This window comes from Gemmatimonadaceae bacterium (genome assembly GCA_019637445.1).
GTDB lineage: Bacteria > Gemmatimonadota > Gemmatimonadetes > Gemmatimonadales > Gemmatimonadaceae > Pseudogemmatithrix.
Genome location: JAHBVS010000001.1, coordinates 2,036,374 through 2,051,386 on the forward strand (window position 1 = coordinate 2,036,374; position 15,013 = coordinate 2,051,386).

13 protein-coding genes are annotated in these 15,013 nt (G+C 68.6%); 11 read left to right on the forward strand and 2 right to left on the reverse strand.

From position 1 onward, the window contains the following. Nucleotides 1-78: 78 nt before the first annotated feature. Complete coding sequence (locus KF709_09080; GenBank protein ID MBX3174557.1) at nt 79-474, reverse strand: hypothetical protein; 396 nt, start codon at nt 472-474, stop codon at nt 79-81. 95 nt (nt 475-569) lie between these two features. On the opposite strand from KF709_09080, the gene KF709_09085 reads away from it, so the two are divergent. The 5 genes from KF709_09085 to KF709_09105 all read left to right on the forward strand — a co-directional run bounded on the left by KF709_09085 (nt 570) and on the right by KF709_09105 (nt 7,034). Continuing rightward, complete coding sequence (locus KF709_09085) at nt 570-2,384, forward strand: ATP-binding cassette domain-containing protein (protein MBX3174558.1); 1,815 nt, start codon at nt 570-572, stop codon at nt 2,382-2,384. Then, on the forward strand, nt 2,381-3,316 hold the full coding sequence (locus KF709_09090; GenBank protein ID MBX3174559.1) for a lysophospholipid acyltransferase family protein: 936 nt from the start codon (nt 2,381-2,383) through the stop codon (nt 3,314-3,316). Before KF709_09085 ends, KF709_09090 begins: the two co-directional genes overlap by 4 nt. Before the next feature lie 5 nt (nt 3,317-3,321). Then, on the forward strand, nt 3,322-4,503 hold the full coding sequence (locus tag KF709_09095) for an aminotransferase class V-fold PLP-dependent enzyme (protein ID MBX3174560.1): 1,182 nt from the start codon (nt 3,322-3,324) through the stop codon (nt 4,501-4,503). Nucleotides 4,504-4,561: 58 nt separating this feature from the next. Further along, nucleotides 4,562-6,244 carry a peptide chain release factor 3 gene (locus tag KF709_09100; protein ID MBX3174561.1) on the forward strand — a complete coding sequence of 561 codons (1,683 nt, stop codon included), beginning with the start codon at nt 4,562-4,564 and terminating at the stop codon, nt 6,242-6,244. A 118-nt stretch (nt 6,245-6,362) separates the two neighbouring features. Next, nucleotides 6,363-7,034: a hypothetical protein gene (locus tag KF709_09105; protein MBX3174562.1), complete on the forward strand. Its 672-nt coding sequence runs from the start codon at nt 6,363-6,365 to the stop codon at nt 7,032-7,034. 3 nt (nt 7,035-7,037) lie between these two features. On the opposite strand, the gene KF709_09110 is transcribed toward KF709_09105, so the two are convergent. Then, the gene (locus KF709_09110) at nt 7,038-8,321 is read right to left on the reverse strand and encodes a tyrosine--tRNA ligase (GenBank protein ID MBX3174563.1); all 1,284 of its coding nucleotides are present in this window, start codon (nt 8,319-8,321) and stop codon (nt 7,038-7,040) included. A 141-nt stretch (nt 8,322-8,462) separates the two neighbouring features. Between KF709_09110 and KF709_09115 the strand changes: the two genes are divergently transcribed. The 6 genes from KF709_09115 to KF709_09140 all read left to right on the forward strand — a co-directional run bounded on the left by KF709_09115 (nt 8,463) and on the right by KF709_09140 (nt 14,939). Beyond that, nucleotides 8,463-10,580, forward strand: coding sequence for a PBP1A family penicillin-binding protein (locus KF709_09115; GenBank protein MBX3174564.1), 2,118 nt, complete (start codon nt 8,463-8,465; stop codon nt 10,578-10,580). Further along, nucleotides 10,577-11,929: an amidohydrolase family protein gene (locus KF709_09120; GenBank protein MBX3174565.1), complete on the forward strand. Its 1,353-nt coding sequence runs from the start codon at nt 10,577-10,579 to the stop codon at nt 11,927-11,929. Before KF709_09115 ends, KF709_09120 begins: the two co-directional genes overlap by 4 nt. 75 nt (nt 11,930-12,004) lie before the next feature. Further along, entirely contained in the window at nt 12,005-12,952 is a 948-nt protein-coding gene (locus KF709_09125; GenBank protein MBX3174566.1) for a branched-chain amino acid transaminase, read from the forward strand. A gap of 56 nt (nt 12,953-13,008) precedes the next feature. Further along, nucleotides 13,009-13,611 (forward strand): HNH endonuclease, encoded by a 603-nt coding sequence (locus KF709_09130; protein MBX3174567.1) that lies wholly within the window; start codon nt 13,009-13,011, stop codon nt 13,609-13,611. Nucleotides 13,612-13,701: 90 nt separating this feature from the next. Further along, nucleotides 13,702-14,271: a sigma-70 family RNA polymerase sigma factor gene (locus tag KF709_09135; GenBank protein MBX3174568.1), complete on the forward strand. Its 570-nt coding sequence runs from the start codon at nt 13,702-13,704 to the stop codon at nt 14,269-14,271. Continuing rightward, on the forward strand, nt 14,268-14,939 hold the full coding sequence (locus tag KF709_09140; protein MBX3174569.1) for a hypothetical protein: 672 nt from the start codon (nt 14,268-14,270) through the stop codon (nt 14,937-14,939). The genes KF709_09135 and KF709_09140 overlap by 4 nt, the downstream gene beginning before the upstream one ends. The last annotated feature ends 74 nt before the right edge of the window (nt 14,940-15,013 follow it).

Genomic DNA, 15,013 nt, shown 5'->3' on the forward strand with positions numbered 1-15,013 from the left:
CGCAGGTCGGCCTCTCTTATACAGGAAGCGCAGGCAAAAACCTACGGGCCTGCGCGCGAGCGCGGCAAGCACCGCCCCTCAGCGACGAAGGGCGGCGATGGCCTGGGTCAGTTCTGAACGTGCGCCTCGGTCGAGGTGTGGCGCGGTGACCTCAGTCACCCCCTCGAGGGCATCGGCCATCACAGCGCGGTCCTCGCCGGCGCTGGCCGCAATCGCCTTCTGGAACGCCGTGCGCGTACGCGAGGGAACGGCGAGCGCCGTCAGCCAGTTGCGGGCTCCGCCCGCCCGTGTGCTCCGCACCGTTGATGGCAGGGGATGCACGCCGAGCAATCCCTGAGCCAGCCGCACGCACATCAGCGTGCCCAGCAGGGCCTCGCGTGGTCCGCCCAAGGCGGCGCGCGCAGCGGCCGCTGCCAGCGCTGGAGCAACGGGCGTCGCCCGTTCGGGCGCGTACGGGGGCGTCGGGGCGGTCACAGGCCAAACGTGCCGCAGCACCGAGCCCACGGGAAGGGGGCTATCTTCCCCTCCTGCATGCATACGCTCGACCTCGCCCACCCACGGCCCCGCTGATGCGGCTCTACCGCCGCCTCCTCGTCTTCCTCCGGCCGCACACCTGGCGCCTGGTCGGGAACGTCTCGCTCAACGTCATCGCGGCCGCCCTCGACGGCATCGCGTTCACGCTGCTCATCCCGTTCCTGAACACGCTCTTCGGCCTGCCCAGCGCCATCGCCCGCGACATGGGCTGGCTGACCACGGTGCAGGATCGGCTCATCGGCTCGTTCATGGATCCGGCGGACCCGATGGGTTCGCTGCGCGGCGTGATCTTCGTGATCATCGCGATGGTCGCGCTCAAGAACTTCTTCCTGTGGGCCGGCGGGCAGCTCGGCGCCTCGCTGCAGGAGTACATCACGCGTGACCTGCGCGCCGCCGTGTTCACGCATATGCAGCGGCTGCCGATGCGCTGGTTCTCCCGCACGAAGACGGGCCAGATCATCGCGCGCATCCTGACCGACACGGAGCAGACCAAGGCGATCCTGGCTGAGGTCGCGACGCGGACGATCCAGAACGCCGCGCAGCTCGTGGTCACGGTCTGGATCCTCTACACGATGTCGCCGCGGCTCACGCTGTACTCCATCGTCGTGGCGCCGCTGATCATCGGACTGCTGCAGCCCATCCTGCGCAAGCTGCGCAAGGGCCATCGCCGCCTGCGCGCCGAGTACGGCGAGATCACCAGCGTGCTGCAGGAAGTCGTGAGCGGGATTCGGCTGGTGAAGTCCTTCCGTGGCGAGACCTACGAAGACGGTCGCTTCCTCGGCGCCTCGGCGCGCTACTCGAAGGGGATGACCCGCATCCAGCGGCTCTCGCTGCTGAGCGGGCCACTCACCGAGGTGCTCGGCACCGTGGTCGCGGTCGCGGTGCTCTGGCTCGGCGCGCGCGAAGTGCTGCAGACCAACACGATGGACGGCGGCACGTTGATCGCCTTCATGGTCCTGGTGATGCGGCTGCTGCAGCCGCTCAAGCAGCTCTCGCAGGCGCCGACAACGGCGCAGCAGTCGCTGGCGGCAGCCGAGCGGCTGTTCGAGGTGCTTGACGAGGACACGGAGGCGCAATCGGACCGCGGCACGAAGACGGTGGACGGGCTTCGCGAGTCCATTGCCTTCGAGGCCGTCGGTTTCTCCTACGGCGATGCGCCGGTGCTGCACGAGGTGTCGTTCACGGCGAAGCGGGGCGAGATCATCGCGCTTGTGGGTGCCAGCGGATCGGGCAAGAGCACGTTGGTGGACCTGATCCCTCGGTTCATCGCACCGACGTCGGGGCGAATCCTTCTCGACGGCGTGGACACGCAGGAGATCTCGCTGCCGTCGCTGCGTGCGCTCACCGGCATCGTCAGCCAGGACACCGTGCTGTTCAACGATACGGTGCGGGCCAACATTGCCTACGGGGCGGAGCATAAGTACTCGCAGGAGAAGATCGAGGCGGCGGCGCGCGCGGCGAACGCGCACGAGTTCATTGCTGCGCTGCCGGAGGGCTATGACACTGTGCTCGGCGAGCGGGGCACGCGCCTTTCCGGCGGTCAGCGCCAGCGCCTCGCCATCGCCCGCGCGCTGCTCACTGATCCGCCGATTCTCATCCTCGACGAGGCAACGTCGGCGCTGGACACGGAGAGCGAGCGCCTGGTGCAGGAGGCCCTGGACCGATTGCTCGAGGGGCGCACCACGTTCGTCATCGCCCATCGGCTGTCGACCATCGTGCACGCCACGCAGATCCTCGTGCTGGAGGCCGGGCGGATCGTGGAGCGCGGCACGCACGCCGAGTTGCTGGCGCGTGGTGGGGCGTATGCCCGCCTGCACGCGATGCAGCAGCGACAGGGGGTCGAGGCGTGAGCGGCTACGTGCCGCCCAAGCCGACCCTCGCGATGCGGCTCGAGTACGCCGCGCTGCGCGTGGCGAGCACGTTGGTTCGGCCGTTGGGGTTCTTCGGCGCCTCGCGCGTGGGGGCGATGATCGGGGCGCTGGGCTGGCGGCCGCTGCGGATCCGCGCGGACCGGGTTGAGCGCGCCGTGCGCGCTTGCTTCCCCGAGTTCAGCGACGCACGCGTGCGCGAGGTGGCCAAGGGATCGTATGCGTCCATGGGCCGCATGGCGATGGAGATCATCTATCTGTCCAAGGCGACCGGGGAATCCGTGCTCGACAAGTTCGTGGAGCCCGAGGGCTGGGAGTTGATCGAGCGGCAGAAGGCCTCGGGGAAGGGTGTGCTCTTGGTGGCCGCGCACTTTGGCAACTGGGAGCTGAGCGGCGCCTACGTCGCGGCGCGCACGGGGCAGATCGAGGGCATCGCCATGCACATGGCGAACCCGTACAGCGACGCGTTCCTCAAGCGCACGCGTGAGCGCCTCGGGACCACCGTCACCTTCGACGAGGACGCCGTGCGCCGCATCCCCCGCGTGCTTCGCGACGGGAACATCGTGGCCTTGGTGTCCGACCAGGGCGCCAAGGGATTGGCCGCGACCTATGCCAACTTCTTTGGCCGACCGGCGCGCACGCCGCGTGGCGCGGCCGTGTTCGCGCTACGCAACGGGCCGCCGCTGCTGTTCTTCGCCGCCGTGCGCCAACCCGACGCGCGCTACAAGATCATCGTACGCGAGGTGCCGATCGCCAACACAGGTGACCGCGAGCGCGACGTGGACCAGACGGTGCAGAACTACACGGACGTGATCGAGCAGTTTGTGCGCGAGTATCCGGAGCAGTACTTCTGGCAGCATCGGCGCTGGAAGCGACAGCCGCCGGACACGCCGCCCCATCTCCGCGAACCCTGACGACCGTGCACAACGCCCCGCTTCGGTATCCGCACCCGCAGGCCCTCGATGCGCTGCGCCGCCGTGAGTTCGGCTTCGAGGCGCGCGGCGAGGCCAGGCATCTCGACCACGCCAGCATCGGGGCCATCCCACAGCGCGCGCGGGATGCCGTCAGCGCCTACAACGACAAGCGCGCCGAGATGTACCGGATGCGCGCCGAGGATTTCTTCCCGGTACTCGACCGCTCACGAGAGTTGGTCGGACGGTTGATCGGTGCGGGCGGCGATGAAATCGCACTCACGACGAACACTTCGTGGGGCGTGAACCTCGCGGCCTTCGCACTGCCGCTCGGGCCAGGCGACATCGTGCTCGGGTCGGCCGGCGAGTTTCCGGCGAATGTGTATCCATGGATGGCGGCGGCGAAGGCGCGCGGGTTCGGCTTCGAGCTCGTGCCCATGCTCGGACGCGGCGTGGACGAGGACGCGATCGTCGAACGCGTGGCGAGCGATGCGCGCGTGAAGGGCGTGGCGCTAAGCTGGGTGTCGTTCTGGAGCGGGTATCGGATCGACCTCGACCGCATCGGCACGGCGTGCCGGGCGCGCGGCGTGTGGTTCGCTGTGGATGCGATTCAAGGGCTCGGGCCATTGGCGCTGGACTTGGCGAAGACGCCGGTGGACATCCTCAGCTGCGGGGCGCAGAAGTGGCTGTGCTCACCCTGGGGTGCGGCGTTTGCGTACGTGCGCCGGGAGCTGATCGCACGGCTCGAGCCGCCGGCGGCGGGTTGGCTGTCGCAGGCGACGGCGGGCGACTTCGCGCGTTTCCTCGACTACGATCCCGCCTGGCGCGGCGACGCGCAGCGCTTCGAGGTGGGCTCGCTGCCGATCCAGGACTTCGTCGGGATGAACGCGTCGATTGAGCTACAGTTGGAGCTCGGGCCGTCGGCGATCCAGGCGCACGTGGCGGCGATCACGCGGCCGATTCTGGATTGGGCGGCGCTGCGGCCGGACGTTACCTGCTTTACGCCGAGCAACGACGCGCAGCGCGCAGGCATCGTTGCGTTGGCGACGCCTCGGCTGGACGCGGACTCCAAGCGGTTGCGCGAGGCGGGCGTGGTGCACGCGGTGCGAGAGGGGGCGATTCGGCTGGCGCCGCACTTTCACAATACGGATGCGGATATCGGCAAGGCGATTTCTGCGCTGGAGAGCTGACGTCGACGTCGGGGGCAGGGCTGCGCTGCCGCTCGGGTCTGCCCCCGGGCCTGACTAGATTCCACGGGTGACCGCCCCCGCCACTTCCGGTGCCCCGCTCGCCGCCCAGATCGCGCGACGCCGCACCTTCGCCATCATCTCGCATCCCGACGCTGGCAAGACCACGCTGACGGAGAAGCTGCTGCTCTACGGCGGCGCCATCCACCAGGCGGGTTCCGTGAAGGCGCGCAAGGCGCAGCGTCACGCGACGTCCGACTGGATGGCGCTCGAGCAGGAACGCGGCATCTCCGTGACCAGTTCGGTGCTGCAGTTCGAGTACCAGGGCTACAACGTCAACCTGCTCGACACGCCCGGCCACGCCGACTTCGGCGAGGACACCTTCCGCACCTTGGTCGCCGCGGACTCGGTCGTGATGCTGCTCGACAACCGTAAGGGCGTCGAGGAACGCACGCGGCAACTGTTCGACGTCTGCCGCCGCCGGCGGATGCCGATCTTCACCGTGGTGAACAAGTGTGACCGCGTGGGTGAGGATCCGCTCAAGCTTGTCTCCGACGTCGAGGCTGAGCTCGGCATCATCGCCGTGGCGGCGCACTGGCCCATCCATATGTCAGATGCGGTGCACGGCACGCTGTTCCGTGGCGTCTATGACCGTCGCCGCAGGCGCGCCTACCTCTTTGCCCGCGACGACAAGCACGGTGCGGACAAGGTCGCCACCACGACGCTGGAACTCTCGGGCCCCGACGACCCCGCGCTCGCCAAGGCGCTTGGCGACAGCGAGGAGGCGCGGGAGGCAGCAGCCAAGCTCGCGCACGATGTCGAGCTGCTGGACATGGCCGGCCACGAGTTCGACGCCGCGTCGATCATCAGCGGCGAGCAGACGCCCGTGTACTTTGCGTCCGCGCTCACCAACTTCGGCGTCGAGCCTTTCCTCGAGGACTTCCTGCCACTCGCGCCCTCGCCGGTCGGCCGCGAGAGCAACGCCGGCGTGATCGAGCCCTCGGTGGAGGCCTTCACCGGATTCGTGTTCAAGGTGCAGGCGAACATGGATCCGCGGCACCGCGACCGCGTCGCCTTCCTGCGCGTCTGCAGCGGGCGCTACGCGGCCGGCCTCGACGTCACGCACGTGCGCACCGGCAAGAGCTTCAAGCTCGCGCCGCCGCAGCAGTTCATGGGCCGCGAACGCGCGTTTGCCGAGGAAGCGCTGCCCGGGGATGTTGTGGGCGTGCACGACCGCGGCAGCCTACGCATCGGCGACACGCTCGCCGCACCGGGCGCACCCAAAGCCAACGGCAAGCTGCTCGAGTACGTCGGCATCCCACGCTTCGCGCCGCAGCACTTCGCGCGCATTCTCTCCAAGGATCCGTTGCGCCGGAAGGCGCTCGACAAGGGCCTGCGCGAACTCTCGGACGAAGGCGCGGCGCAGGCCTTCTTCGCCGAGTCGGTGCTGGGGCCCCAGCCCGTGATCGGCGCGGTCGGCCTGCTGCAATTCGATGTGATGGTGCATCGGCTCGAGAACGAGTACGGTGCGCCCTGCACGCTCGAGAACCTGCCGTATCGCTTCCCGCGCTGGCTCACTGGGCCCGAAAAGGAGATCCAGAAGCTTGGGGAGATGCAGGACCTCACGCTGCTCAACGACTCCAAGGGACACCCGGTACTCGTCTTCCGTGACGAATGGCGATTGCGCTGGGCGTTGGAGAAGGGCGCTGAGGTAGGGCTGACCTTCCATACCGAGGCGCCGTAGGGCGAGCAGTTCGTCGACGGAGCGCTGCCGGGTCTCCGTGGCATCCCGCCGCCGCCGCGCGGGCCATGCCGCTCCAGCTGGGGTATATTCCCGCCGTCCCAACTCCCTGGAGAGTGCAATGCGTACGTTCGTCGCTGTTGCTGCATCGCTGCTGCTCGCTGCCCCGGCCATCGCCCAAGATGCCGACCGCGTGGTCGGCGGTGGAATCCAGATTGACGGTTGGAAAGGCCGCGTGGACCGTCGCGCCGCCTCGCAGGGCCGTACCGTGAACGACTCGCGCGTACGGATGGAGAATGGCGCGTTGCGCCTCTCGATCGGTCCCGCCGGAAACCTCTGGAACCCGTCAAATCACGCGCACGGCAACTATGAAGTCAGCGGGACCTTCAAGGAACACAAGATGGCCGCCTCGCACCCGCATTCGTACGGCGTGTTCATCGGCGGTGCGAACCTCGAAGGCGACACCGAGACCCTGATGTACTGCATCGCCTACGGAAACGGTACGTACTCGGTGAAGACCTTCCACGGCGAGAACGTGCAGACGTTGGTGGATCGTGAGGCCTCGACGGCGCTGGTCAAGGCTGGTGAGAGTGGCGAGGCTACCAACACCATCGGCTGGCGCGTGCAGGGTGGCCGTGCCTCCTGCGTCATCAACGGCACGGTCGTGAAGACCTTTGAGCGCGCCCAGGTCGTCTCGGCGGACAAGCTCACGGCGCTCGACGGGGTCTATGGCATCCGCGTCAGCCACAACCTCGAGCTGACGGTCAGCAACTTCCGGATGACGGCGCGCTAGCGCCTAGCGCGCGAGGTCGAGCACCGCGACCTCGCGCGCACCCTTCCGCAGCAGCATCCAACGACCGCGCACGGCATCCGATGCCGGCGCGGTCGTTGCGTCTGCGGCGAGCCTCGTGCCGTTCACGCTGACGGCGCCCTGCTGCACCAGCTTGCGGGCCGCTGTCTTCGAGAGCGAAAAGGCCTGGGTCAGTGCGTCGACGACGTCCACGTCGCTCCCCGACGAAGCCTCGGCCTGAACAGACGGCATCTCCGCCGCCAGCATCGCGAACACTTCGTCGCTGAGCGCCTGCGCGTCGGCCTTCTTGTCGAACACGGTGCGGCTGACCGTCTCCGCCACGCGTGCCGCTTCGGCACCATGGATCAGCGTCGTCACCTCGGCGGCCAGCCGCTTCTGCGCCCCGCGCTCGTGCGGTGCCGCGGTGTGTGCTGCCTCAATTGCGGTGATCTCGGCTGCATCCAGCAAGGTGAAGGTGCGCAACAGCCGCCCGACGTCCGCATCCTCGGCGTTGATCCAAAACTGATAGAACTTGTAGACGCTGGTGAGCTTGGCATCGAGGTACACGGCGCCAGCCTCGGTCTTGCCGAACTTCTTGCCCGCAGAGTCTGTGAGCAGCGGGAACGTTAGCCCATGCGCCTCGCCACGTGACGCGCGCCGAATCAGCTCCGTACCGGCCGTGATGTTGCCCCACTGGTCGCTACCGCCGATCTGCAGCGACACGCCGTCCTTCTCGTGCAGGCGTTGGAAGTCGTAGGCCTGCAGCAGCATGTAGCTGAACTCGGTGAAGCTGATGCCCGACGCGTTCTCCATCCGGGACTTCACCGAGTCCTTCTGCTGCATCCAGTTCACGGTGAAGTGCTTGCCCACGTCACGCAGGAACGTGATCAAGCCCTCTTTGGCCAACCACTCGGCGTTGTCGCGCACGAGGAATCGCTTGGCCCCCGCCTCGCCGAGCGCGTTGGTCGCCACGCGCTGGATCTGCTGCCAGATGAGCTGAGCGTTGGCGGCGATCTCCTCGGCAGAGCGCATCGGGCGCTCCTCGCTCTTGCCACTGGGGTCGCCGATCATGGCCGTGCCGCCGCCCACGAGTGCGATGGCCGTGTGGCCCGCGCGCGCCAGATGCACGAGGCCCATCAACGACACGAGGTTGCCGACGTGCAGGCTCTCGGCCGTGGGGTCGAATCCGCAATAGCCCTTCACGGGGGCCTTGGAAAGCTGCGCCTCGCAGCCCTCGGTCGCCTGGTGCAGCAGTCCGCGCCAGCGGAGCTCCTCGTGCAGCGTCGTCATCCGCACAAAACTATGGGCCAAGGGGAGGGAAGTCACCGCCACGGCCGCTCCCGCGTCCATCAGTGGCCGCGAGGTCAGCTCACGTCGTCCCGGGTACCACTGCGCGTTGCCCAGCCCCCCACGTCCCTCTAGCTTCCCTCCGTGCACGCCTACGTACGCAAGACGCTCCGTTGGGGGCTGATCACTGCCGCCGCCCTCACGCTCGTCGGCGGCCTGACCTTTCTGGTCTGGTGGAGCTTCTTCCTGTGCTCGGACGAGACCTGCCCGAGCATCGAGCAGTTCGCCGAGTACAAGCCAGCCCAGCCCGCGCGCCTCTACGCCGCGGACGGCCGCTTCATCGGTGAGATCGGGCTCGAGCGCCGTTCCGTGGTGACGCTGGACCAGATTCCGCGCCACGTGGTGGACGCCTTCGTCATTACCGAAGACAAGCGCTACTACCGCCACCGCGGTGTGGACTACACGCGGGTGCTCGGTGCGCTCATCGCGAACATTCGCGCGATGGGCTTCGCCGAGGGTTTCTCGACGATCACGATGCAGTTGGCACGCAACGTGTTCCCCGAGCAGTTGCCCTCGCGTTCGCGCGCGGGCAGCGCGTACAACACCCTCGTGCGCAAGTTCCGCGAGGCGAAGGTTGCACGGCGGCTCGAGAAGCGCTTCACCAAGGAGCAGATCCTCGAGCTCTACCTGAACCAGATCGCACTCGGCGCCGGTGCATTCGGCGTAGAGGCTGCGTCGCAGCGCTACTTTGGGCGCCCCGTCAGCGAGATCACGGTGGCTGAGGGCGCGCTGCTCGCGGCCCTGCCGAAAGCACCGTCCCGCTACAATCCGCGTCGCTTCCCCGATCGCGCCATCCAGCGTCGCAACACGATCCTCGAGCTGATGCGCCGCGGCGACGCGCTCTCCGACGCGGACGCCTCGGTGGCCAAGGCCTACCCGCTGCGGCTGAATCGCGCCTCGCGCGGTTCGGGTGAGACCGCCCCGTATTTCGTGGAATGGGTGCGCGCCGAGCTCGAGCGCCGCTTCGGCAAGCAGGTCTACCAGAACGGCCTGCGGGTGCTCACGACGCTGGACCTCGACATGCAGGGCGCCGCCGAGCGCGCGGTGGAGCGGCAGCTGCGCGCCATCGAGGCCGGCACCTGGGGCAACTACGAGCACACGACCTACGAGGAATACCTCGCGCGCGTCGCCGCCGGCGACGTGGATGGCAGCGGCAACAACTCGCCGTACCTGCAGGCCTCGTTCGTGGCGCTGGATCCGCGCACGGGCGCGGTGCGCGCACTGGTCGGCGGCCGCGACTTCGAGGACTCCAAGTTCGACCGCGCCGTGCGTGCCACGCGGCAGCCGGGCTCGACCTTCAAGCCCATCGTCTATTCGGCGGCCATCCGCTCCGGGCGCCCGACCACGTATTTCCTCGACGACGAGCCCATCGAGGTCCCGCAGCTCGACGGCTCCCTGTGGACGCCGCAGAACTACGATCTCACGTTCGAGGGCCGCGTCTCACTGCGCCGCGCGATGATCCGTTCGCGCAACCTGCCGGCCATCCGCCTCGCGATGGAGATCGGCGAGGGCAGCATCGCCGACCTTGCGCGCAACTTCGGCATCACCACGCGTGTGCCGCCGTATCCGTCCATCGCGCTGGGCTCGGCGGATGTGTATCCGCTGGAGATGATCTCCGCGTATTCGACCTTCGCGAACCTCGGGTGGCGCACGGAACCGAACCCGATCCTGCGCGTCGAGACGCTGGACGGCCGCCGCCTGTGGGAAGCCAAGGAGGAGCGCATTCAGGTGCTCTCCCGGGAAGAAGCCTGGATCCTCACCGACATGCTGAAGGACGTCGTCCGGCGAGGCACGGGCACGGCGGTTTGGAACAGTGGCTTCCATATCCCGAGCGGCGGCAAGACGGGCACGACCAACGACTACACGGACGTGTGGTACGTCGGCTTCACGACGGATCTCGTGGCCGGCGTGTGGATCGGCTTCGACGCGCCGAAGCAGATCATGGGCAACGCGCAGGGCGGCCGCCTCGCGGCGCCCGCCTGGGTGTCGTTCATGAAGGAAGTCTACGAGCGCAAGCCGACGCCGCCCGACTGGCCGAGGCCGCCGGGCATCCTCGCGATCCCAATCGATCCTGAGACCGGCCTGCGTGCCGGCCCCGGCTGTGTGTCCGACGCCATCATCACCGAATACTTCCTGCCCGGCACCGAACCCACCGCCGAGTGCGGACGACGGGGGCTGCTGCAGAGCTTCTTCAATCCGTGAACGACCGCGTCCGCTGGCACGCACGCTGGGTGGTCCCAGTGGCGGCGCCGCCGATAGCGGACGGAACGGTCGTCACGGATGGTGATCGGATTGCCTGGGTAGGTCCGCGCGCGAGCGCGCCGGTCGGCGGACGCGACGAGCAACTCGGCGACGCCATCCTCACACCAGGCTTGGTCAACGCGCACACGCATCTCGACCTCACGATGCTGCGCGGACTGCTGGAGGACCTGTCGTTCTTCGATTGGGTCCGCACGGTCACGCGACTGACCCGCGAGGCGTTGGATGATCGCGACTTCGCGGATGCGGCGACCCTTGGCATCGCCGAAGGACTGACGGCCGGCATCACGACCTACGCCGACACCGCGCCCGGCGATGCACCCTTCAATGCGATGCTGGCGATGGGCGTGCGCGGCATCGCGTATCGCGAGGTGTTCGGGCCGGACCCGGCGCAGGCCGCGGCCTCGCTGGCCACGCTCAAGGACCACGTCGCGGCGATGCGTCCGCGCGAGACGGACCTCGTCCGCGTCGGCGTGTCGCCGCACGCGCCGTACTCGGTGAGCGACGCGCTGTTCGCCGCGGTGGCCGAGTACGCTGAGCGAGAACTGCTGCCGGTGGCTGTGCACATCGCGGAGAGCGCTGAGGAGACGGCGCTGGTCGCGGAGGGCGCCGGACAGTTCGCCGATTTCCTGCGAGGGCGCGGGATTCCTGTAGTTCCACGCGGCCCGCAGCCGGCCGAAGTTCTGCAGCGCGCCGGCCTGATGCGGGCCCACACGCTGTTGATCCATTGCGTGCGCGTGGACACCGCAATGGTGCAGGCCATCGCGGCCTCGGGATGCGGCGTGGCCCATTGCCCCGCCTCGAACGCGCGGCTCGGGCACGGTATCGCGCCGCTGCACGAGTTTCTGCGAGCGGGTGCACGCGTCGGACTCGGCAGCGACTCCGTCGCCAGCAACGATCGCTTGGACATTCTTGAGGAGGCGCGGCTCGCCAGCCACCAGCAGCGCGCGCGGCTTGGACGTCACGATGCGGTCACGGCCAGGGCCGCCGTGCGTCTTGCGACGCTGGGTGGCGCAGAGGCGCTTCGCCTGGATGGCGCCATCGGATCGTTGGAGACCGGCAAGCAAGCCGACCTCGCCGCGTTCACTATCGAGCCGCATCACGCACCGGTCACCGATCCACACGTGGCTTTGGCCTTCGGGCCGCGGATGCGCGCGGCGCGCGTCGTCGTTGCGGGCCGGGAACGCGTGCGCGACGGCCGTGTGATCGGACTTGATGCGGCCGTCGCCGGCCGCGTGCAGGCGGCGGCCGCCAAGGCCGAGCGGTGGCGCCGGACGCAGCCGCCCGGTTAGCTTCTCCCGGAGAGTGGTGCATCGCCGGCGGCAGGCTGTCTCGATGCGCCCGTGTTCCCCTTACGCCCCCGACCAATGACTCGAGGCTCCGGCGCGACCGAGCTGATCTGGCGGAACGGCACGCTCGTCCCTTGGGACGACGCGACGCTCCACGTGATGAGTCACGTCGTGCACTATGGGTCGAGCATCTTCGAGGGCGTCCGCTGCTACAAGACTGACGAGGGCGGCGCGGTATTCCGCCTGCGCGAGCACATGCGGCGCTTCCTCGATTCGGCAAAGATCTACAAGATGCCGATGACGTATTCGCTGGATGCGCTGTGCACCGCGGTGACCGACACGATCGTGGCGAACAATCTCGAGGCCTGCTACATCCGGCCGTTGGCGATCCGCGCGGGACAGGAGATGGGCGTGCTGCCGACCGCGGCACCGGTCGAGGTCTTTGTGATCTGCTGGCGCTGGGGTGCCTACCTTGGGCACGACGCGCTCGAGCAGGGCGTGGACGTGACGATCTCGAGTTGGCGGCGTGCGGCGCCGGGGACGATTCCGGCGTTGGCCAAGGCGGGCGGCAACTACTTGGGTTCGCAGCTGACGAAGATGGAAGCCAAGGCCGATGGCTATGTCGAAGGCATCATGCTCGACGTCAACGGCCACGTGTCCGAGGGCAGCGGCGAGAATCTCTTCGCCGTTCGGGATGGCGTGCTCTACACGTCGCCACTCTCGGCAAGCATCCTCAGCGGGATCACGCGGGATGCCGTCGTGGCGATTGCGCGCGACCTGGGGTACGAGGTCCGCGAGATGTTGATGCCGCGCGAGTTCCTGCTCGTGGCGGACGAGGTGTTCTTCACGGGGACTGCGGCGGAGATCACGCCGGTGAAGAGCATCGACCACAGTCCCGTGGGTGCGGGGAGGCGAGGCCCCATCACCCACAAGATCCAACAGCAGTTCCTCGCCATCGCCACCGGGAAGGCCCCTGACAGTAGAGGCTGGCTCACCCCGGTGCCCACCGCGGCGCTGAGGAGTTGACCGTCACCCGACGGTCCCCTCGACTCGGCGCCCTCACGCAGTAGGAGGAGGTGTCTGTGACCGTCGGCTGTCTCGCGCTGAATGCATCGTTCGAGCCCCTGACCATGGTTCCGCTCACGCGGGCCCTGCGTCTGGTCATCGATGGCAAGGCGGAGATCGTCGAGTCGGATCGCGGGCGGAAGATTCGCTCTGAGCACCTCGCGCTGCCGCGGCCGGTGGTCATCCGGCTGCGCAAGTTCGTGCACGTGCCGCGGCGCTTCCGTCGCCAGGTGACCAACACCTTCCTCTTTGCCCGCGATGGCTACCGTTGCCAGTATTGCGGTCGCGCGAACTTCGAGCTGCGCCAGCGCGAGTCGCTGACGCGCGACCACGTGATCCCGATCTCGCGGGGCGGGTTGAACGTGTGGACCAACGTCGTCACCGCCTGCTCCAGCTGCAACACGCGCAAGTCGAACCATCTGATCGACGAGTGTGGGATGCATCTGGCGCACGCACCGGTGGAGCCGCACTTCGTGCATCTGTCCTGGGCGGTGCGCCGGCTCACGCCCATCCAGGCGCGCTACATCAAGCTGTTCTATGGTGGCGACGTGGTTCGGCAGCTGGAGGCGATGGAGCGCCGGCACGGCGGGGCGCTGCCGCCCGAGGCGCAGGCGCTGTAGCGCCTGCGCCGTCCGCGGGAAGGAAGCCCGCGCGCGACGTGAACGTCTAATCCGGGGGAGAAGCTCGTGCAGGCACCCATCCCCCCGTCGATGCACTCACGCGAACAGGAACAGCTGCTGGTGCAGGCCGCGGCCAGCGGTGACGCGAAGGCCTTTGCCGCGCTCGTTCAAGCCGAGGAGTCGCGCGCCCGCGCCGTGGCCTGGCGCCTCACGCGCGATCCGGCCGCCGCGGCAGAGATCGCCCACGAGGCCTTTGCGCGACTGCACCGCGCGCTGGCCACGTGGCGCGGCGATGCCCGGGTCGCGACCTGGCTCTACCGCACCGTGCTCAATCTCTGCCACGACCGCAAGCGCGCCGCGGGGCGGGAGCGTGCGCTGGTCTCCCTTGAGGAGCTGGATGAGATGCCCGCGCCAGACGCAGGCCCCGATGAGGCGGCGGAAGCCGCCGACCGCGCACAACGCGTCGGACTCGCCGTGCAGGCACTGCCGGCGTCGATGCGCGAAACCGTGATCCTGCGCTACGTGCGTGGGCTGGACTACGAACAGATCGCCGCCACGCTTGAATGCTCGGCCGGTACCGTCGCCTCGCGTCTGCACCGGGCGCTGCGGCTGCTGGGCGCCGTGCTGGCGGAACAGGGAATCAACGAGGGCTCGCTATGACACACGAGGAATGCCTGGAGCGCTGCGTGGAAGGGCTGGTCGCGGCCCTCGACGCGCCGACCCGAAGCGCCGTGGACGCGCATCTCGCGGGATGCGCCGAATGCCGCGGTGAGTGGAAGCAGATGCAGGCGGCGGACGCCGCACTGCGCAGCTGGGGCGATGTGCCTGCACCACCCGCGGCACCCGCGCCCGTCCCTCGGCCGCTGGCACCGCGCGCGGTCTGGCCGCGAATGCTCGCCGCCGGCCTCGTCGGGCTCGTGCTCGGTGCGGCGGGCGTCTCGCGCTTCACGCCGCCTCCTCCGCTGCCACCCGCACCAGCGCCCGACACACGGTCAGTGTACGCGCTGTTCCTCGAGGAGCCGTTGGTGCCAGACGCACCATCGTATGCACAGATGCGTCCGGGCTATGTGCCGTGGATGGACTCGCTCGACGCGGCTGGAGTGTTTGCCGGCGGCGCGCGTTTCGATGGCTCGGCCGGCTGGTTCGTCGCGCCAGGCGGCGCGGCGATGCCGCTGGGCGAGCTGCCCGCCGGCACCCGCCACGAAGCGACCTACAGCGGATTCTTCCTCGTCCGCGCGAATTCGTACGCCGAGGCGGTGGAGATCGCGCGGCACAGTCCGCATCTCGACTACGGCGGAATCCTCGTGCGAGGTCGCGCGGCGCAGTAGCGCCGGGAAGAGACCGCGACGATCCAACGTCAAACACAAGTGGGGCCGCACCTGGGCGGCGTCCGCGCCGCGCG

Bases quoted from the DNA above. Each gene is read 5' to 3' on its own strand.
- KF709_09110 (MBX3174563.1), bottom strand. From the start codon at position 8,321: ATGACGACGCTGCACGAGGAGCTCCGCTGGCGCGGACTGCTGCACCAG.
- KF709_09105 (MBX3174562.1), top strand. From the start codon at position 6,363: ATGCGTACGTTCGTCGCTGTTGCTGCATCGCTGCTGCTCGCTGCCCCG.
- KF709_09125 (MBX3174566.1), top strand. From the start codon at position 12,005: ATGACTCGAGGCTCCGGCGCGACCGAGCTGATCTGGCGGAACGGCACG.
- KF709_09085 (MBX3174558.1), top strand. From the start codon at position 570: ATGCGGCTCTACCGCCGCCTCCTCGTCTTCCTCCGGCCGCACACCTGG.
- KF709_09135 (MBX3174568.1), top strand. From the start codon at position 13,702: ATGCACTCACGCGAACAGGAACAGCTGCTGGTGCAGGCCGCGGCCAGC.
- KF709_09140 (MBX3174569.1), top strand. From the start codon at position 14,268: ATGACACACGAGGAATGCCTGGAGCGCTGCGTGGAAGGGCTGGTCGCG.